This window comes from Streptomyces carpinensis (assembly GCF_002154505.1).
Classification (GTDB): domain Bacteria; phylum Actinomycetota; class Actinomycetes; order Streptomycetales; family Streptomycetaceae; genus Streptomyces; species Streptomyces carpinensis.
In genome coordinates, this window is record NZ_MUBM01000214.1 from 1 (window position 1) to 18,852 (window position 18,852).

Consider the following 18,852-nt stretch of genomic DNA (forward strand, 5'->3'; position numbering starts at 1 on the left):
GCCCCAGGGCCTCACAGCCCAATGAGGTCCCTCACGGGGTCTTGCCCGCTGTGGCGGACTTCTTCGGCGAGTCGTGCAGATGCGCCGCTGGACCGATGAGCGGGCCGATTGTTACCGCCGCAGGCGCTTCCACTTGCGCCTGCGGGCGCTCCACACGATCCGAACGGTCGAACGACCACGGGCTCCCTCGACAAGGCTGACGAAGTCCCGCTCCAAAGCAGCGTGAGCGTCTACCGGCAGATTTCCCGGGATCTCCACCGTCAGACGACCGTCGGAGGTCTGCAGAACCACAAGTTCCCAGCGGTCCTGCAGTTCCAGATTGTCACGCAAGGCCCTGAACTTCGAAAGGAAGGACTCATACGTAGCCGTTGCCGCCTGGTTCGCGAGGCTCTGGAGAAAGGGGGCGGCAACGTAGGTGGCCAAGAGGACGGACACCACGTCCGGAAGCAGGCGCGCTTGGACACCACGAGGGATTCGCGCAGGCTTCTTCTCACCCGGCTGACGCGGGGTCCTGCGTCGGCGCCTTGGTTCGGACGTCGGTTTCCCATGCTTCTTGATCCGCTTATAGCGATACCAATCCTTATAAGCATCCATCGAGTAGTGCTCGACCGTCGACTCCCAGACCTCGGCGCCGGACTCCATACGCGACACACCCCCTTGACAGAAGGGTAGAAGAAACCGGTGTGCCACCAGAGCCCGGCGTTGCAAGGCGGCGGGTCACTTGGTGATCGGGCCAGCCGATGCCGACTTCCTCGGCGACTCGTGCACGATGCGCCCGCTGGACTGCTCGCGCACCACGGCGTCCTCGTACCGGTTGGCGATGGCCTTCACGGTCTCCGCGTTGGAGTGCCGGAAGACCACCTTGTCGCCGGGGAGGACGGCTTCGAACGTCTCGGGCCTGGGCACGGCCGTGGCGTCGCCGTTCGGACGGACTCGGTTCTTGCCGCAGTTGCATCCCATGTCAGTCGTTCTCCTTCGGTGTTGCGGCGGCGGTGATCTCTGCGGGGGTGATGGCGAGGGAGGCCTGAAGGGCTTCGATCTCGGCTCGGCGCTCGGCCTCGCGGAGCGCCATGGCGTCGATGAGGCGGTCCACGAACGAGTCGGTCAGCAGGGCGGCGGCCAGGGCGGTGGCGTCCACGACCGACTGTCCGGACACGGTGTCCGGACGCTGTCCGGGCTGGTCGGTGGCCGTGTCCGTGGAGCTCGCGGACACGGCCGGGTCGGTGTCCTGATCTTGTCCGGGCAGGGTGTCCGGGGCGGGCAGCAGGCCGGCTGCGGAGGCGGCGAGGGCGAGCTGGGACCGCTCGGCGACAGCGTGGATCGCGGCGACGAGCGGTGTGGAGTGGCCGGGCACCGGCACGGTGAGGACGGCGCGCAGCTGCCACTTGCCGTCCCGGCCCTGCTTCAGGTGGTAGCTCGGCTGGCACGCCTGGAAGACGGCCCGGTCCCACTCCGACAGCCACGGCGCGGCGGCGCCGGAGAACCAGATGCCGCGCTCGCTGAGGCCGCTGGTGATGATCGCGCCGACGGTTCGGGTGTCGTCGAACTGGCAGGAGGCGGTCTCGCATTCCGCGCCGTCGCGGTGGTGGCCGACGTTCATCGTCATCGCGCCTACCCGCACGGTGGTGCCGTCGTCGAGCTGCCGCTTGGCCCGCAGGAAGTGCGTGAAGTCCAGGCCCTGCGCGGCGAGCTTGCGCACGGTGAGGTTCTTGCCGGGGTAGCCGGCGTGCGGCTCGTCCATCGTGGCCACGAAGCCGAACACGCGGCCGTCCTTGTAGTGGACTCCTCCCGAGCCGTCGGGCAGCTCCTCGACGGTCGGCTCGCGGAACCACTCGGCGGGCATGGGCGGCATCTGCTGTATGGCCCGCCACGCCGACGCCTCGATCTCAGAGGGCAGGTCCAGCGGCTCCGTGGGCGCGGACGCGGCGGCGGATGTCTCCTCGTCGTCGTGCACGCCCTCCGGGAGGGTCGAGGCCGGCACGAACTGGCCGGGCGCGATGCGGAAGATACGGCCGCTACGCGCGGCCCGGTTCAGGTGGTGCCGCGCCGTGTGCATGCGAATGCCCAGCGCGTTCGCCACGTCCCGGGCGCCGACCGCTGTCGGCGAGGTGCACACGTACGTCACGACCCGCTCGTGGACGTCGTCCGAGGCGGCCAAGATGACCGGGGCGCTCGAGGAAGCCGTCTCCTCCAGCGGATCCAGCACGATCCGGGCCCGGTTGTAGGCGGGCATCGCCACGAGCGTCGCACCACGAAGCCGCGCCCGCGTAATCCGGACGAGGAAGTCGCCGGCCTTCTCCTCGTGGACGACGATCCCGGACTCGGGGTCGTCAGGGTCACCGGCCGCCGCGGTGAGCACACCGGACCCCTCGAACGCCGCGCGGATCGTGGCCGCGCTGACCGTGCCACCGGGGCCGGTGACGAGCTGCAGGTCGAACCCGTGGCGGGTCATGTCTCCGCCGGTGGAGGCCACCCATTCGGCACGGGCGCTGCCGGACAGCATCACCGAGCCGTCTTCCAGCGTCAGCACGCTGGCGTGGGCGAGGTGGGCGGAGGCGAACAGCCAGCCGTCCTCTTCCGGGTCGAGTGTCTTGTCGACGAACTCCACGTCGACGTCGTCCAGGTCGGCGGAGACGCCGAGCGGGGCGCCGTCTTCCAGCAGCGTCGCGGCGTCCATGCCGGCGTACCGGTTGAGGTAGAGCACACCGGAGGCGGTGATGCGGTTGCCGTCGCGGGCAGCGGTGTTGATGGCGCCGCAGAGTTCGGCGCCGTCGTGGCCGCCGTTCATCTCGTCGGCGTACTGCAGCGGCATCGGGTCGGTCTCCCAGTACAGGGAGCCGGGTGCGAACACGCGGCCGTCGCCGGTCTCTTCGTTCTCGAAGGCGATCGCCGTGTCGCCGGGCGTGGACCACGCGCGGGTGGTGATCGGCTCGGCCACGGCCTGGTCGGCCGCGGTCTGCTGTTCGGGCATTGCTTCTTCCTCCTGCTGCTGGCTGCCGAGGGGGATGTCCGTGTACTGGCCGGCGAAGGCGATCCGCAGCCGGTCGAAGGTGATCGGGCCGAGGCGGTCTTCGAGCTCGGCGAGGTCGGCGTCGCCGTATGTGGCGGTGACGTGGGCGACCCACGGCGAGTGCTGGTCTGGCACCTGCTCGTCGTCCAGCTCGCTGTTGCGCAGGCCGTAGGCGGCGACGTTGCGGACCTCGTGCAGGTAGGGGCTGGCCGGGGGGCGGTCGTCGCTGGTGTCGTCGCTGACGGCGTACACCCAGCACGGTTCGTCGCTGTTGCCGTTCCACCGGTTCACGCCGAAGATCCGGGCCGAGACGGGGCCGAGCCCACGGTCGGCCAGTTCCTCGCGGATCAGGTCGATGAGGGACGCCCGCTCGTGCTCGGGGAAGACGTCGGCTTCGCCGAGGTACCAGATCGTCAGGTGCATCTCGTCGGCCGGTTCGCCGCCGTCGATGGCGAGGCGGGCCAGGTCCTCGTCGGACGGGATGAGCGCGATCATCGCGCCCGTGTGTGCACCGGCTGCCGTCAGCCTTGGATCTGAAAGCCCGGACGGCGGGGCCGCTTGAGATCCGTAGGTGGAGGCGCGCGTCTCGGGATACACGGAAAGCACGCACCTGCAGTTGATCACTTGATCGGCGGGGGCGGTCGGGTCGTGCGGGAAGTCCATACGGGCCTCACCGACGGTGAACTGCTCGTCCAGGAGGCGGATCTGTCCGTTCGCCTCCTTGTGGTCGTGCCGGACGCGGCTGTCGCGCTGGGAGATCCACTGCTTGACGATCGGCGCGTCCGGGCCGGTGACGTCGCGGGCCGCTGCGAGCGTGGCCGTGTTCCAGGCGCGTCCGGCTTCGGTGCGGGCGATGCGCTCCTCGCGGACGTCGCCGAGCTGGGCGCCCTCGCGGGTGAACGCCTCGCGCAGTCGGGCCCGCAGCTGCTCGATGCTCTCGCCGGCGTCGACACCGGCGGCCAGCTCCTGGCGGGCGACTTCGGCGAGCCGGTCACCGACGGCGCGCAGCAGGTGCTCGGTCGTCGTCACGTACGTCGACATGGCGGGCGGCAGGGTGCGGCCGTCGTCGTACCGGCCGGGCAGGTCCTCCCACGTGTCGGGCAGCTGGCCGCCTGTGTCGTCGGCGGCTTGCTGGGCGGCGGTCTCCGAGACGCGCAGGAGACGCCGCACGATGCGCGGCATCCGGTCGGTGAACATGCGGGCGATGCGGGACACGGAGAACCGCGCGGCGACCAGCTCGGTGGCGTCGGCGAGCTCAGCGGCGAACTCGTCGGCGACCTCCGCGAGGACAGTGCTCACCTCCTCGGCGACGGTCTCCTCCGCCTGGTCGAGCAGCGCGTGGAGATCAGCCACGGGTCGTCTCCTTGGGCTCGTCGAGCGCAGCGATGGTCTGACACGGGAAGTCGCCGCCGCAGTGGGAGCAGTCGCCGAAGTCGTCCGTGTGCAGGGCGCGGACGCGTTCGATGGCGGCGGGCAGACCGGCCTGCTCCCAGCGGGGGTGTGGGAGGGCGTCGCAGTGCAGGCATAGCGCCCAGCCACCGGCCGGCTTGGGGCCGTCGTCGTCCCGGACGTGCACGGTGACGACCATGAGGGCTTCACGGCCGCACTCGGGGCACAGCCGCTCGTGCGCCACGGTCACGTCTGTCTCCGGCGCGGGGGTGACGGTGTGCTTCGCCACCTCGTAGCGGTCGTTCTCGTGGTGGCGCCAGGCGACCATTTCCTCGACCGGGTAGTGGTCCGGGCAGTGGGCGCACCAGCCGTGCACGCGGTGGGAGGCCACCGAGTGGCCGAGGGGCGCCTTGTACTGGGGGTCAGCCACGGGTCACCTCTTGGTCGTCAGGGTCATCACAGACGGAGCACCAGGCCCAGGTGCCGACGGTGGAGACGCCGGCCGCGGTGAGCAGGGCGAGGCTGCCGGTGAGCCGGGTGAAGGCTTTGCACACCGTGCACCAGTCCTCGCGGACCTGGGCCGGGGCGACGGTGACGGCGAGCGGCGCCGGTTGCGGCATGGCGGTTCTCCCTGCGTCGCGTTCACGCGGCCAGCCCCAGGCACGAGGTGAGGACACCGGGCACAACCTCGTAGGAGTGCTCGATGCCAGCGGCGATCAACTCCCGGGCGTAGGAGTCCAGGGAGGCGGTCAGGCAGTCGGGGTCGAGGCCGTACCGTTTGGCGATCTCGGGGACGCGCCGCCACGCGCCGTCCAGGAGCCGGTACTGCTCGACCTGGCCGGGCTCGACCTTCAAGACGGTGTGCAGGGCGGCGGGCTGGAACTCGCGGGCCCTGGCGCGCTCCGGGCGGGGGCAGATCGGCGTCCTGAGGAGCTTGTCCCCTGCCGAGGACAGGGCGGCCCAGATCAGGCCGTCGGCGGCGGCGAGGAGGCCGTCGCTGGCCCGGGCGGCTGCGGAGGCGGGCAGCGTGTTGGGCTCGTCGGTGGTCTCGTCGACCGGCAGGTCTGGCTTCGTCGGCGGGTTCTGGTCCTGCTGGTCCTGGCCTTGGTCCTGGTCCTGCTGGTTCTGGTCGGTGTTCTGCTGGTTGCGGGCGGCTTCTTCTTCGGCGCCGGGGGCGTCGTCGTCGGTGAAGCCGGTCTCGCGGCGCAGGGCCTCGGCGGAGATGACGCCTCGGTCGTATGCCTGCAGGGCGGTCTCGGCGCGGTTGGTGCGCACCCGCAGTGGCGCGGTGTCGTACCAGACGAGCCAGCGGTGCCAGTCCTCGACGTTCTCGGCCTGCAGGAGGGGGCGCAGCCATTGCTGGGTGAGGGCGTGGGCGACCGTCGCGAGCTTGGGTTCGACCCCCATGCGGATGGCCTCGGAGGTGAGCGCCCAGGCGCCCCAGTGGTTGGTGTCGCCGAGGCCGAGGAGGATCTCGGCGGGGATCTCCAGGCCGGTGGCGAACCGCTTGATGGCTTCCTCGCGCAACCGGAGGGCCAGCTCGTCGAAGTTCGACTCGAACGTCAGCAGCTTGAAGTCGCTGATGGAGTCGGCGGGGACCTCCAGCACGATCGGCACGGTCGCCGCGGCGCTTTCGGGTTCGCGGATGGCGGTCTCCGCGACCGTCATCAGGATCTCGATCAGGTCGTCTTCGGCGTCGCCCTGCGTGGGCGTGGTCGGGAAGCGCGTGCCCTTGGGGACGAGGAGGATGCCGCGGCCGGTGAGCCGGCTGCGGGCGATCGCCTTCACCGCGGCGTTCAGCAGCAGCAGTTCCTCGAGGAGGTCGATGGCCGACCTGACTGGGGAGTCGGCTTCGATGCTGCGCTCCGGGTCCGGCTCCCACACGCGCAGGGCCACGGGGCCGTCGGGGTCCAGGTTCTCGGGGTCGCCGGCGGGGATCGGGACGTCCTCGCCGTCGATCTCGGCAGTGAGCTTGCCGGACTGCTGCTTGACCTCGCGGGTGGACAGCACCCGCCAGTCGTGGCCGTCCTCCGGGGCGTCCGGGGAGAGGACTTCGGAGTTGGGGCGGATGACGATCCAGCCCTCGCCGGGCACCATCAAATGCCTGCCGAACGCGCCGAGCAGCTTCGCCTGCCCGTCGGGTCCGCCCGCGATCTGCGCGACGATCTCCGAGGCGCGGTGGTCGTCGGAGGCGCGCTCGATCGAGCCGTCTTCGGCGCGGCGGCCTGCGAACAGGACAGCACCGGACATGGCGTTGCCGATGTAGTTCGCGGCGAACCGGACTTCGGGGACGAGGTGGTACAGGTCCCAGGCGCGGCCCTGCCATGCCTGGTCGTTGCCGCCCTTGCTGGCGGCCCCGCTGCCGCGTACGAGCTTGCGGTCGATGTACCGGGAGGCCGCGGCGGCGAGCTCGGGCCTCATCCGCGGTTCACCAGGTCGCCGAGCGTGTCGTCCACGCGGTTCAGGAAGACGGCGGCGCCGGCCACGGCGAACCACTCGACGCCGTGGACGACGAGCGGGGCGTCGTCCCACTGGCCGGAGGCGAGGAGCCAGGTCGCGAGGATCGCGCCGTTGATCCACCAGCCCAGGCAGTACACGCAGGAGATGAGGGTGACGATCGCAGTGCGCAGCGAGCTGGCGGGCTTCCGGCTGTGCCAGTCGAGGACGGCGACGCGCGCCGGTTCGAGCAAGCTGTCATGAACTCCCAGCTGTGTTGCTCGGTACCCGGCGGCCGCTAGGACGACAAGCTCCGGAACGCTGATCATGTCCGGCACCTCGCTGAAGATCGTTCGGAATGCGGCGGCACACTATAGGCACTCGCCGAAAATCCTGCTTCAGAACTGATCTTCTACCGAAGGCTTTTGATCACCTGTCGGGTTCGTACGGCCCGCCCGGGTCTGCCTGTTCTGCTACGGTTCGGGCTCCGTCATCCGTGGCCCGGAGTGACGTGCAAGGGGCGCCGGTGGCTATGCCGCTACAGCGTCCGGACGGCAGGGGTGGCGCATCCCCAGCCGCCGGTGCCCCGTCCACCCCCCTCAGAACAGCAGCATCGTGTCGATGCCGTCGGGATCCTGCACGGGCTCGTCGGGCTCCAGCTCCAGCTGCTGGGCGGGGCGCGACAGGTCCACGATGGCAAGCGAGCCGGGGCAGGACACCAGGGAGTCGCCGTAGCGGGCGCGCCGGTCGGGCGGGTCATGCCGCCACAGCCGGCCCTTGCCGAGGCTTCCGGCGACCGGCCCGGCCGCGATCGGCCGCTTGCACTCCTCGCAACGGACTCGGGGCAGTTTCACGTCGACCAGTGTGGACGGAACACCCTGCCTCAGTCAGCCTGCGCTGTCCTCGCAGCCGTCCAACGCGCGATAGGTCGGAAGACCGGTGACGTGGCCCACCACACCGTTCAGCGTTGCTAGCGGGCCGGGCTCCTGAATGAGGCGCCCTTGCTTGCGCGCCCAGAAGACCCCGTTGCGATCCAGGAAGGCGATATTGCCGTTCAGCAGAAGCGGCTGCTCGTGTGCCAGCGAGTGCCATCTCTTGTCCTTGTCTGAGATGGAACCCGTTCCGGCAATTTCGAAGGCGTTGAACCCCCCTTCCAGGGGGACACCCTTCTCGTCGTAGATCAGGTTGTCCTGGGTGATCGTCATGTCAGTGCAAGGCGGCAGGCTGGTCACCATGACCGCCCATGCGACCGTCGGCGCCGGGAGCGCCTTCCAGAAGGTGAGGTGTACCTGCGTGATGGGGTCGGGGCTCCGGTTCATCAGGTGCACGGCCCATTTGCCGTGTGTGTCTTGACCAAGCCATGTAGAGACTCGAGACGCCTGAGCGCGCACCTCCCGCGTGTCGGCTTCCCTCGACTGATGGAGCTGGTCCTGAGCGACGAGCACCGCCCACACCGTTGACGGGACGGACAGCAGAACGGTCAACAGGGCCGCAACCACGGTGAGGTCGCGCCACTGCCGAGGCTTCCGCTCGGGCTCGTCGGCTCTCACCGGCTCGGGCTCGTCCGCTCTCGCCGGCTCGGGCTCTTCAGCTCTCACCCGTTCCCTGACCCGCCGAGGCCGCTGCCGCGCCAGCCGTAGTCTGACGCGCTGTTCCTCACCTCTGTTGGCCACTAGCCCCGCCCCCCTGTCAGCCGTAGAGGAGGCTACCTACAGCTCCGGTGGCTCCTCCAATCACTTGCCGATCCTGCGCCCGTGTGCCTGCGCCATGGTTGATCGGCTGCCCCTGGCCACCTCCCCGGGCCAAAGCGGGTGCACGCCGGCTCACAGCCTGGAACGCTGAGAGATCACGTCAACGGGGCACACGGAGCAGACCTTTGATCATTCTGGACACGAGCATTCTTCGATCATTTAGCCCGGAGAGCAGCAGCGCTGACCTCCTACGGACCATCAAGACCTCTGGCGGTGAGAAGGTTGGGGCGCCGTGGATGGTGATCGAGGAGTTGGCCGCTCAGCAGGCCATCAAGTACGAGGAGATCCACCAGCGGGCGGCGCAGGCGGTGGAAGCGCTGCACCAAGGAACCCCGTGGGCCTTGGATACGCGGCTCGGTGTCTGCGAGACCGATCGGATCCGGGACCACTGGCGCAAGACGTGGGGCCGGCTCCTCGACACGATCCCCACGAGTGAGAAAGCTGCGAGGGAGGCCCTCTTCCGGGAAGCAAACCTTCTGCCGCCGTGCAAGGAGGCGAAAGGCTTCAAGACCGGTTCACGGGACGCCGCGATCTGGTTGTCGGCAGTGGAGTTCGCGCGGAAACACCCTGGCGAGACGGTCTACTTCGTCAGTGCCAACACGAAGGACTTTGGCGACGGAGCCTCATACCCGTACCCGATGAACGAGGACCTCCACGGCATCACCGACCGGTTCGTGCACCTGACCAGCATGGACGATATCGCCAGTCACTTCACCGAGCCGGCCGCGGTAGACGAGGCGCTCGTCATCGACATCTTGGAGTCCGACGCCGTCTTGAGCAGCATCGCCGAGACGGCTAACACCTACTTTCCGCCTTCGTCTCTTCATCCGGCCTTCGAATGCACCGTGCCGATGCTGGACGGCGGTTCCATCGCGATTGAGGCGTCGCCGTGGCTCTCATCCGATGCACAGCTCGGCTCGGTCAGTGACATCGTCGCGTACCGCATCGGTGACCACGTGTGGTGCACCGCTTCCGTCGAGTGGCACATCGTTGGAATCGGCTACACGCTGGCGGGTGCGCTGGATGGCGCTGTCAGTTGGTCGACGGCAGTGCTGATCAGCTTGAATCGCGAGGATCCGAAGCTGACCATTCTGCGCGAGGCGCTGCCTCGGCCGGTGAGCGACAACGTTCTCGCCACCCTTGACGTGCTGCTCCCCCAGGCGACCAGGTTTGAGCTGACGACGGCAGCGATCGCACATCTGGATTCGCCCGAGTACGCCACCCGGCGAGACCCTTCGCGCTGGGATCGTCTGCCACGTGGCTATGACACAGATGCGGTCCGCGAAGCGCTTCGCCAGGAGTGGCGGCAGTTGCGGCAGCGGGGCGAGTCTTCGGCTGGGTGATCCTGGTGTCCACCTGCTTGGGGCCGCGCGCTCTTCGGCCAGCAGCGTGACCCCCGCAGGCGCCTACTTGCCGATCCTCCGCCCGTAGACGGACGCCGCGCCACCTGGCTGGCCGGCCGTGCGGCCCAGCGAGGTGGTCTGCGGGGCCTTCCGCAGCGGGGCGTGGGCGATGGCGCCCTGGTTGGCCTCCGGGATGAGGCCGTACACCAGGATGCACGAGGCGTCGATCCGGCCGGGCGACTCCGGGTCGGTGGGCTGCCAGGTCGCCCACTCCCGTTCGAGGTGCTGCACCAACCGTGTTGCACATCCGTCACAGATCTCCCCCCTCTTCTAGAGAGACCCCGGGTTAGGCGTCAACATGATCCAGTGGAGATTGCCGAGTTGGTACTCAAGTACCTTCGCGCCCTAGCGTGGCCTGCGGTTACGTTTGCCGCTATCTGGACCCTGCGCGCTCAATTACGGGCAGCAGTCGCGCGGATGACGCGAGTGGAGACTCTCGCTGGTTCGATCGAGTTCGCCGCAGAAGTCCGGGACGTCCTAAACCAGGCCGAAAGCGCAGCAGACATCGATCAGTCACCGAGCGCCACGTACCACGATCACCAGGCTTATCCGCCGCCGTGGCAGCAACCAGTCCAGCCGGCGCCCGACAACGACGACATGGCGACGGAAGAGGAGCTGGCGTCCGTTCCTCAACAGGGTGATACTGCCCATAGCGATCGGCGCTACCCGCCGCCGCCCCCGCATCCCCAACCGGGACCCATGCCAGCGGGCCCGCCTACGGATACGTCCCAGGGCCCGGAGCCCGAACCGTCGCCTTGGTGGCCAAGACCCCAACCGCAGCCATCTGTGCCTGAGGAGCAGCCACCCTGGCAGTCGGGCTACGGGTATCCGCCCGCATATCGTCTTCCTGCACCGCCCAAACCACCTGCATTGGGAGGGGCGGCAGATGGCGCAGATGTAAGTCGGCCTTCCCGGCGGTTCGATGCCCTACGGAACCTGAGGTATGTGGCCGACGCCTCTCCCCTCACGGCAGTCCTCGAGGCCTGGGAAATCATCTACAGCCTCAGCAGCGATGTGATTGCGACGTTCGAGGGCGACGGCCCATATCCCCAGCCTTCGTCCCGTCGGAGTCCGGCAACAGTCGGCCATCGACTGGAGTTGCTCGGTTTGTCCCGAGAGTCCGTTGCCGTTTTCGACCGGCTGCGTGATCTACGCAACCGAGCCGCTCACAGGGCGACGGATGTGACTCATGTTGCTGCTCGCGATTTCGTCGACAGCTGCCTGACACTCGCGCGTGAGATCGAAGCGCTCGCAAACCGTTAAGGTCAGAAGCTCCAGGCGAACGCGAGGAAGGCAGAGGGCGGGGGCTGCCGCAACTAATTCCTGCCCCTCCGCCCGTACACGGATGCCGCGCCCTCCTGCTGGCCGGCCGTACGGCCCAACGCGGTGGGCTACCGGACCTTCGGCAGCGGCTCGTGGGCGATGGCGCCCTGATTGGCCTCCGAGACGAGGCCGTGCACCAGGACACAGGAGGCGTCGATCCGGCCCACTACCGCAGCCGCTTCCAGTCGCTCCGCCAGAAGACACTAAAGAACATGCGGATCAGGCTCTGGTCGCGCGGCGAGGGCGGAACAACGTTCCCTCCGTCAGGTGATCGGGCCCACAACCTGTACAGGTGCTCCGCGTCCTGAGCGTCTGGCACGTCCAAAAGAGCGCTGAGCTTCAACAACTCCTGCTGACGGTGAGCGTTCGCCGTAGCCTGCTGACGAGCGCGCCAGCCAGCCAGGAGTGTTGTGGCGCTCCAGCCCATCGCAACCAATGCGAACCTGGCGGTCGTGTAGCCCTTCGTCGGGTGCTCGAGGGCTGACCAGCGCAGCACCACCACAAGGCCGGCCACGCATAGGGCTGCTGCCAGTGCGTAGAAGCCACGCCAATAGATGTTGGCTTCGTGAGTCTCCGCTCGGTTGCGCCACCGTTTCAGCTCACGCTGTACCCGTTTCTTCTGGTCGGGCGCCAGCGGCGTACCGCTGAAGAACTCATCGAAGCTGGCGCGTATGGCCGCGCCGTACTCGGTCAACAGCGCTTCACGTGCTTCCCTCACCTGATTGGCTGTTGCTTGCAGCTCCGTTAACACCAGGATCAGCAGGGCGGCCATCGTGGCGGAGCTGATGGCCGCGAAATCCTGGCTCATGGCGACCGTATTGGTCATGTGACCTCCCCCCTCCCTACTGGGGAGACAGCGTAGTGTGCGGAGCCGGGACTCACTTGCCGATCCTCCGCCCGTACACGGATGCCGCGCCGCCCTGCTGGCCGGCTGTGCGGCCCAGCGCGGTCGGCTGCGGGGCCTTCGGCAGCGGCGGGTGGGCAATGGCGCCCTGGTTGGCCTCCGGGATCAGGCCGTACACCAGGATGCACGAGGCGTCGATCCGGCCCGGCGACTCCGGGTCAGTTGGCTGCCACGTCGCCCACTCGTTCTCGAGGTCGGTGAACATGCCGCGCAGCCGCACCCGGTCCTGCACCATCTGCTGCGCGATCGGCTCCGCCCTCAGCAGCTTGCCCTGCTTGGCCTGCACGGGCTGGATCATCGGCATCAGGTGGTTCTCGGGGATGAGGCCCTCCCGTTGCAGCGTCTCCCACGACGTGCGGATCGCCAGGGTGCACATGTCCCGGCCGTAGTTCCACTCGACGTAGATGATCGCCGCGTTCGTCTCATAGGCGAGCATCGCCGCCGCGGTGGACCACTCCGCCGACGACATCGCCGCCGATACGTCATGCGTGATCCACACGCGCTTGTCCTCGCCCAAGAATCCAGCGAGGACGCCGGCGACGTCCCGGCCACCACCCGAGGGGTCGATCGCGACGGCCTTCTTCTGCGGCTCGACCTGCGTCGTCGAGTCGCGGATCAGGCGGAGCAGGTCACGGGACACGAGGGCTCCTTCAGCGGGCTGCGGGTCGCCCTGGGCGATGGCGTGCCAGTCACGGACACTGGACGTCTTCTTCACGTCCGCCCACCACGCCAGCAGCGCCTTCCGGTTCCGGGTGGGGATCTTCGGATGCGGCAACGGGTCCCCGTGCGCCCGGCCAAGCGGATCCTCACCGAACTTGGCGTCGGCGATCGCCGGGAGGTGGACGACCTTCCACCGGCCGCCCTCCTCCAGCCGGCCGTCCTCCTCCAGCCGCCGCCCGGCGAAATCATCCGGGTGCCACCGAGTCTGAATGGCCACCACGGCGTTCCGGTCCGGCTGCAGGCGCTTCAGCGCGGCCGATGACCACCAGTCGTGGACGTGCTCCCGCAGCCGGGCCGACTCCGCGTCGGCGCGGTCCTTGTGCGGGTCGTCGACGATCAGGCAGTTGTGAACCAGTACCTGGCCCGCGAAGAAGTTGCGGGTGCCTTCCACCTGGAGGTCGTAGACGCGGACACGGGCCTCGCCTACCGGGCGGACCACGGCCACGGCGTCGGACTCGACTGCGCCAGCGTGCGCCGACGTGACGAGCGGGTCTCCGGGCTGGAGGTCGGCAGCGGCAACGTAGCCACGGCCGGGGACGTAGAAGCGGTGCTCGGGGGTGCAGCGGACGACACGGCCCGAGCGGCTGACGGCTTCGACGGTCTCCCCGTCGCTGCTGCTGGTGACCAGGACGGGAGCCCACACGGGCCGGTCGTGGTCGTGGTCGTAGGCGAGCACCGGGGCGGTGCATCCGGACTCGACGTAGGCGCCGATGGGCACGACCCCGCCAGGCGTAGCGATGGGCACGTCACCGGCCACGCAGTTGACCGAGAAGCCCGTCAGACCGGAGCCGATCGAGACGGACCGGACACCGCCGCCCGCGGTCGTGTCGTAGTCCTGCGCCGCCGCCGAGCCGGCCAGCAGCGCCAGGTCGTACTCCTCGCCGAACTCGGCGATGTACCTGCGGATCGCCTTGCCCCGGCGCAGCGCCAGGTCGTCCGAGTACGACGTCACCGCCACCCGATCCTCCGGGTGCTTGCACAGCCACCAGAACGGGAACCACTCAGCGACCGTCGTGCTCTTCCCCACCTGGGCAGGCGTGAAGATCATGAGCCGGTCGTAGTCGCCCCGCTCCAGCTCGACCAGCGCATCACCGATCACCTTCAGGTGCGGACGCATCCGGTAGGACCGGTCCAGGGCGCGCGCCATCGTCACCGGGTTTCCCAGCAACTCCTGGCTCAGCGCCCGCTGGGCGGCCTGCAGCCGCCGGTACACCTCGGCGTCGTCGAGATGGTCCAGCTCGTCGAGGATCGGGGGCGCGCTCATTCTGTGCCGTCGACCTCCTCTCCGTCGTCGCCGGCCTCCGGGTCGGCATCGTCGTCGTCACTGCCGTCGGTCGCCTTCACCCGCCGGGCGACGGAGGCGGCCAGCTCGCTGAGGCGGACGCGCCGCTGCTCCGGGGGCATCTGCGCGAACTCCTGCAGCTGGACCGCGAGCGGGTTGCCGCCCTGCCCGGTCAGCGCGATCGTCTCCGTCGGGTCGCCGAACAGGACGCGCCGGTGCCGCATGGCGACGTCCATCAGCCGGATGAAGTCGCCGACGCTCATCTCGGCCGCGTTCAGCGAGCCCAGCCGCTGCGCCAGCTTGCCGATCACGGCGCCCAGCATGCGGGCGTCGGTCTCGACGGCCTTGCGCCGCTCCTCCAGCCAGCTCGCCTCGTACAGCCGGTCCAGGTGCTGGTCCCACGCCTCCGCGCGGTCCCGCCACCGGTACTCGGCGGCGACGTTCCTCACGTGCCCGTGCGCGAGTGTCAGGCTCTCCGCAGTCTTTGCCAGGGTGCGGGTGCGGCCGAGGTCGCGGTAGGTGGTGAACTGGCCGTGCTTGCGGGGGCTCTCTCCGGGTTGTTTCTCCCATGGGTCGAGTTTGGGGTCGAGGATGATCTGCTTGGCCATCGTGGGGTCCTGCCGTACAGGGGGGTGGGGCTAGGCGTGGGCCTGTTCGGGCTGGTCAAGGTAGGTGCCGGCCCAGAGTTCGAGTGCCTTGTGCCTGTGCTCGGCGGGGATGTCTCCGCGTGCTACGGCGGCTTGTAGGGCGCGTTCTACGACGGCGGCGGATGCGGCGGGCATGGCGTCCGTGTGGAACAGGGTGAGGAGGGGGGCCATGCCGTGGTGGCGGGGCTCGCCAGTGTCACGGTTGAACCAGCCGTCTGTGATCTCGTCCGCGTGGCTGTTGAAGCTCTCCAGGATGACCCCGAAGGCCGTGGCGACGTTCGTTACGTCGTAGCTCTTGGACGCCAGGTCGAGGCCGGCCATGAGCTGGTCGTACTGGCGGAGCTGGGCGATCCAGACGGCGTCTGCGCTGGATGCGAGGGCGATGGCGTCGCGGATCGTGTTCTGCGCGTCCTTCAGGTCGTCGGGCAGGAACACGATGGCGAGGGTCTGGAAGGTGAGGTTGGCTTCGGAGATCGAGGGGCTGTCGAGCTCGGCGAGGTTTTCCAGGGTGGCGTCGTCGAGGCCCGCGTACTCGCGGAGGTTGAGGTCGGTGATCCGCTCGTACAGCGTCTTGAGGATCGCCAGGTCGTCTTCGCCGGCGATGGAGTTGTGCGAGATCTGGATGGCGATGCGCTCTTCTTCCGTGAGCGGATCGGACGACTCCAGCCAGATGATCTCTTCGAGTCCGGCTTCGATGGCGGCCTTGACGCGGTGGTTGCCTGAGAGGACGTGGCCGTCGCCGGTGGCCGTGTCGCGCCACACGAACGGCGTGGAGGTGAGGACCTCGTCCTTGCGGACGTTGGAGACGAGCTGCTGGAACTGCTCGTGCCGCATGTAGCGGGCGTTAAGGTCCAGGAGCTTCAGCGAGCGGGGGTCGCCCCGCTTGATCTCGACCTTCACTTCTTCAGATCCTTTCCGTAGCGCTTCTTCCACTCGGCGAGGACGTCGGCGAGTGGCTTGCCGGTGAACGGGCCGCCGTACTGCAGCTGGTACTGCTGGGCGTAGTAGGAGTCGTTCGGGTCGATGCCCTTGGCCCAGTCCTCCTTCATCACGTCTTTCTGGTCGCGTTTGAGGAGGCGGAGCACGCCGCGGTACTTCATGGACACCGGCCGCTTCGTGAACGCGGTGGTGGCGAGGGACTGGTAGCGGCGGTGGCCGTGCCGCCAGGCGAGGAGCTGCGCTTCCTTGGAGACGGCGGCCATGACGATTAGCTTGGACAGCTTGGCGTAGCGGCTGGTGGAGACGGGGAAGTCGGACAGCATGTAGACGGTGGGCTGCTGGGGCAGGTGCGCGCCCCAGTTCCCGAGGGTGGGCGCCCAGCTGTAGGCGAAGACGCCGACGAGTTTCTGGTCGACGAGGACGGCCATCGCCAGGGACTCCGAGCCGGGCCGGATGTTGTGGTTCATGTAGGCGGAGCGGAGCGCGGCGAACTGGCCGGAGGTGAGGACGGCGAGGCTGGCGGTGTCGCCGATCTCTTCGTCGGCGAGGTGGGGGCCGGGCCAGTTCTCGGTGTGCTGGCGGGGCTGGACGAGGCGGAGCGGCCCGGACTTGGCGTACACCCAGATCGGGATGCCGCGGTTGGTGGTGCGGGTCCGGCCGCGCAGGTACTCGGCCATTTCCGGGATTTCCTCGTTGGTGCCGAGGAGCCAGTGGTCGCGGTCAGTGATCCGCTCGATCAGGAACTCAAGCTCGGGGTCTTCCATGATCGTGAACTCGGGGGGAGTCCACTCGAACATCTCCTCCAGCTTGGCGAAGTCGCGGACGAAGTTCTTGCCCGCGCCGTGGAACGGCGGGTAGGAGACGACGCCGGCGCCGTCGGGGATCTTCTCCACCCACGTCAGGGCGTCCTCGGCGCTGTAGGAGGCGAGCTTGAGGACGTCTTGGGCGGCGATGATCTTCGCGGTGGTCTTGGCGTGCAGGTCGGGCCACTGCTGCTCGTAGGCCCGGCGCATCTTGTCCCAGTACGGGTTGGACTTCTTGCCCATGAGGGGGGCGAGGCGGGTGCACAGCAGCATCGTCGCGAGCTGCTTCTCCGGGGTGTCGTGGTGTGCTTCCAGCCACGGGAACTCGGCGGTCGCCGAGGGGGTGAGGACCAGGGGCATCGGGTCGTTGGCGTAGTACCGGCCGATGGCTGTGGAGTACATCAGCACGTCGCACGAGTGCAGGTTCTTGCCGAGGCTGGCGATCGTCTTCTCGACGGTGAAGTTCCCGCAGCACACGTTGTAGACGTCGGTGACGTCCTTCCACAGGGAGACGTGCTCTCTGACGATGCGGCACATGTCAGCGGGGATTGAGCCATGGAACATCGGGGCGGCTCCTCGTTGGGGTGCAGGTGGTGACGAGGGGCGGCAGATGGTAGCTGAACAGGCATCCAGTGCATTCGCGACAGTTGGGCCGCATACGAAAGCCCCCGCCCTGACGGGCGGGGGCTTCGGCGTGGAGCGCCGGCCACGACTTGAACGTGGACCTGCCCCCTGGAAGGGGACCGTGCGGCGGTTACACCTCCGGCGCGGGACGGTCGCCGCCGCCGCTCAGGACGACCGCACTACCGGATAGTACCCCACCATTCGTACGCTTTGTCAGCGATAGTTACGGATCACGGCAATCGCGGCTGCGGCGACCACAGCGGCCACCCGCCTCATGGCGTTCGACACGGCGGCCATGCGGGCCAGGACGGTGAAGAAAGGACGCTTCTAGTCAATGGCGGCGATCAGAGCCAACGAGGCGGCGAGCGCCGGATCATGCGCCGGGACGCGCGCCAGGGCTCAGGATGGATGCGGCCAGAGCGAGGGCCTCCTCGTCGGGTGCCTCATGACGGCGTGGCCCTACACGCTTACCGCGGAGCAAGCGGCCGGCCAGACGCCGACGCGCCTCCGCGGGGCTTTTCTCCCCCCACGTGTGGGAGTCCATGTTGCAGAACAGGTGAGTCAGGGCGACATTGTCCAGCGTGTCCGACCCGCCCTGGCAGACTTCCACCACGTGATGGACGCTCGGCGTGCAGGGGTGGGGCGCCCTGAACTCCCGAGACACGGGGCTGAGGCAGATCGCGCATTCCCAGCCGTCCCGGTCACCGACGTCTTCGAGCGTGTACCGGTCGCGAGGTCCGGCCTCCCGCATGCGCTGGCGGCGGCGCCGGTCCTGTCGCCGCCCGATGGCACGGCGGCGTTCGAGGCGCTGCTCTTCGCCGCTCAGCCCGGCCCATGTCTCCGGGTCGAGCACGTCGAAGACCCACGGTGGCCCGCTGGCCACCTCGACTACTGGGCCCTTGCGTGCCGGTTGCCACCCCACGGGTACCACTTCAAGGGAGCTGAGATCAGACGCCGGGTTTTCGTCCACCGCGCCAGCGTGCACCCACGGCAACCGCCGCGTATACGGGCTGGACGCCGGTGAACTCGGTCATCCCGCCCGCTCTCCTTCGCCCGCAACCTTCCAGCTGGGCAGCACCTCGTCGGCCGGGTCCGGCTCGTACCGGTCGAACGAGTTCCGCGCGTACTGCTGCCAGGCCGGGGGCCGCTCCCGCATGGCCCGCAGTCGGCACGTCTCCTCCGGCCACCACAGCAGCACCGACCGGGCCCCGTACCGGAGTCGGTAGTGCTCGCGCTTCTTACGCGCCGGGGCGGTGGAGATGACCCAGCAGCGGCGCACCTGGTGACCGCCGGGCAGCAGCCGCTCCAGCGCGGCGTCTCGCGCCTCCGTCACGACCGGCACGAGTGCGTCGATCCACTCCCGGTCCCCGGCCAGGCTCATCGCCGCCATCAGCGCATCGAGGTCGAGGACCAGGTGTCCGCGGCGGGGTGCTCGGCGACGTACCGGTTCTTGCCCGCGCACGGCGGCCCGGCCACGAGGACGACGTCCAGGCCGGGCACCCGCCGGTCCGCCATCGACGACCCGCGAGCGGAGTTACACGACCGGCACTGCACCTGAAGCGGCCCAGCCTCCGACCCCCCGGCCCCCCGGCCCCCCCGGAGGCCGTCTCTTATACACATC

The 18,852-nt window shown here is 68.8% G+C and carries 19 protein-coding genes; 1 reads left to right on the forward strand and 18 read right to left on the reverse strand.

The genetic code is table 11. The features are described 5' to 3' along the window. Positions 1 to 111: 111 nt before the first annotated feature. The 9 genes from BZY54_RS50405 to BZY54_RS27710 all read right to left on the reverse strand — a co-directional run bounded on the left by BZY54_RS50405 (position 112) and on the right by BZY54_RS27710 (position 8,385). Positions 112 to 642: a hypothetical protein gene (locus tag BZY54_RS50405; RefSeq protein ID WP_143668132.1), complete on the reverse strand. Its 531-nt coding sequence runs from the start codon at positions 640 to 642 to the stop codon at positions 112 to 114. A gap of 75 nt (positions 643 to 717) precedes the next feature. Beyond that, the gene (locus tag BZY54_RS27675; protein ID WP_086728057.1) at positions 718 to 960 is read right to left on the reverse strand and encodes a hypothetical protein; all 243 of its coding nucleotides are present in this window, start codon (positions 958 to 960) and stop codon (positions 718 to 720) included. 1 nt (position 961) lies between these two features. Next, positions 962 to 4,363, reverse strand: a complete 3,402-nt coding sequence (locus tag BZY54_RS27680; protein WP_086728058.1) for a phage minor head protein — start codon at positions 4,361 to 4,363, stop codon at positions 962 to 964. Further along, the gene (locus tag BZY54_RS27685; RefSeq protein ID WP_086728059.1) at positions 4,356 to 4,829 is read right to left on the reverse strand and encodes a hypothetical protein; all 474 of its coding nucleotides are present in this window, start codon (positions 4,827 to 4,829) and stop codon (positions 4,356 to 4,358) included. Before BZY54_RS27685 ends, BZY54_RS27680 begins: the two co-directional genes overlap by 8 nt. Next, a complete protein-coding gene (locus tag BZY54_RS27690; RefSeq protein WP_086728060.1) occupies positions 4,822 to 5,019 on the reverse strand; it encodes a hypothetical protein in 198 nt (65 codons plus the stop codon). The genes BZY54_RS27685 and BZY54_RS27690 overlap by 8 nt, the downstream gene beginning before the upstream one ends. 22 nt (positions 5,020 to 5,041) lie before the next feature. Then, the gene (locus tag BZY54_RS27695) at positions 5,042 to 6,820 is read right to left on the reverse strand and encodes a hypothetical protein (RefSeq protein WP_086728061.1); all 1,779 of its coding nucleotides are present in this window, start codon (positions 6,818 to 6,820) and stop codon (positions 5,042 to 5,044) included. Further along, complete coding sequence (locus BZY54_RS27700) at positions 6,817 to 7,164, reverse strand: DUF1360 domain-containing protein (RefSeq protein WP_086728072.1); 348 nt, start codon at positions 7,162 to 7,164, stop codon at positions 6,817 to 6,819. Before BZY54_RS27700 ends, BZY54_RS27695 begins: the two co-directional genes overlap by 4 nt. 270 nt (positions 7,165 to 7,434) lie before the next feature. Then, the gene (locus BZY54_RS27705; protein ID WP_086728062.1) at positions 7,435 to 7,689 is read right to left on the reverse strand and encodes a hypothetical protein; all 255 of its coding nucleotides are present in this window, start codon (positions 7,687 to 7,689) and stop codon (positions 7,435 to 7,437) included. Between the two features lie 33 nt (positions 7,690 to 7,722). After that, positions 7,723 to 8,385 (reverse strand): hypothetical protein, encoded by a 663-nt coding sequence (locus tag BZY54_RS27710; protein WP_143668133.1) that lies wholly within the window; start codon positions 8,383 to 8,385, stop codon positions 7,723 to 7,725. Positions 8,386 to 8,711: 326 nt separating this feature from the next. Here BZY54_RS27710 and BZY54_RS27715 point away from each other — a divergent pair, with 326 nt between their 5' ends. Next, positions 8,712 to 9,929 carry a PIN domain-containing protein gene (locus BZY54_RS27715; RefSeq protein ID WP_086728064.1) on the forward strand — a complete coding sequence of 406 codons (1,218 nt, stop codon included), beginning with the start codon at positions 8,712 to 8,714 and terminating at the stop codon, positions 9,927 to 9,929. A 63-nt stretch (positions 9,930 to 9,992) separates the two neighbouring features. On the opposite strand, the gene BZY54_RS27720 is transcribed toward BZY54_RS27715, so the two are convergent. The 9 genes from BZY54_RS27720 to BZY54_RS54815 form a co-directional block, all read right to left on the reverse strand. Next, entirely contained in the window at positions 9,993 to 10,220 is a 228-nt protein-coding gene (locus BZY54_RS27720) for a hypothetical protein (protein WP_244217365.1), read from the reverse strand. Between the two features lie 1,258 nt (positions 10,221 to 11,478). Next, a complete protein-coding gene (locus BZY54_RS27725; protein WP_086728066.1) occupies positions 11,479 to 12,138 on the reverse strand; it encodes a hypothetical protein in 660 nt (219 codons plus the stop codon). A 52-nt stretch (positions 12,139 to 12,190) separates the two neighbouring features. Next, entirely contained in the window at positions 12,191 to 14,200 is a 2,010-nt protein-coding gene (locus tag BZY54_RS27730) for a hypothetical protein (RefSeq protein ID WP_208640786.1), read from the reverse strand. After that, entirely contained in the window at positions 14,197 to 14,826 is a 630-nt protein-coding gene (locus tag BZY54_RS27735; protein ID WP_086728067.1) for a hypothetical protein, read from the reverse strand. The genes BZY54_RS27730 and BZY54_RS27735 overlap by 4 nt, the downstream gene beginning before the upstream one ends. 30 nt (positions 14,827 to 14,856) lie before the next feature. Beyond that, positions 14,857 to 15,765, reverse strand: a complete 909-nt coding sequence (locus BZY54_RS27740; RefSeq protein WP_086728068.1) for a ParB N-terminal domain-containing protein — start codon at positions 15,763 to 15,765, stop codon at positions 14,857 to 14,859. Next, positions 15,762 to 17,171, reverse strand: coding sequence for a putative antirestriction adenine methyltransferase (locus BZY54_RS27745; protein WP_086728069.1), 1,410 nt, complete (start codon positions 17,169 to 17,171; stop codon positions 15,762 to 15,764). Before BZY54_RS27745 ends, BZY54_RS27740 begins: the two co-directional genes overlap by 4 nt. A 433-nt stretch (positions 17,172 to 17,604) precedes the next feature. Beyond that, positions 17,605 to 17,982 carry an HNH endonuclease gene (locus tag BZY54_RS55595; protein WP_425276323.1) on the reverse strand — a complete coding sequence of 126 codons (378 nt, stop codon included), beginning with the start codon at positions 17,980 to 17,982 and terminating at the stop codon, positions 17,605 to 17,607. 279 nt (positions 17,983 to 18,261) lie between these two features. Further along, positions 18,262 to 18,621, reverse strand: a complete 360-nt coding sequence (locus tag BZY54_RS27755) for a hypothetical protein (protein ID WP_086728071.1) — start codon at positions 18,619 to 18,621, stop codon at positions 18,262 to 18,264. After that, positions 18,621 to 18,746 carry a hypothetical protein gene (locus BZY54_RS54815; protein WP_279634709.1) on the reverse strand — a complete coding sequence of 42 codons (126 nt, stop codon included), beginning with the start codon at positions 18,744 to 18,746 and terminating at the stop codon, positions 18,621 to 18,623. Before BZY54_RS54815 ends, BZY54_RS27755 begins: the two co-directional genes overlap by 1 nt. Positions 18,747 to 18,852 lie beyond the last annotated feature (106 nt).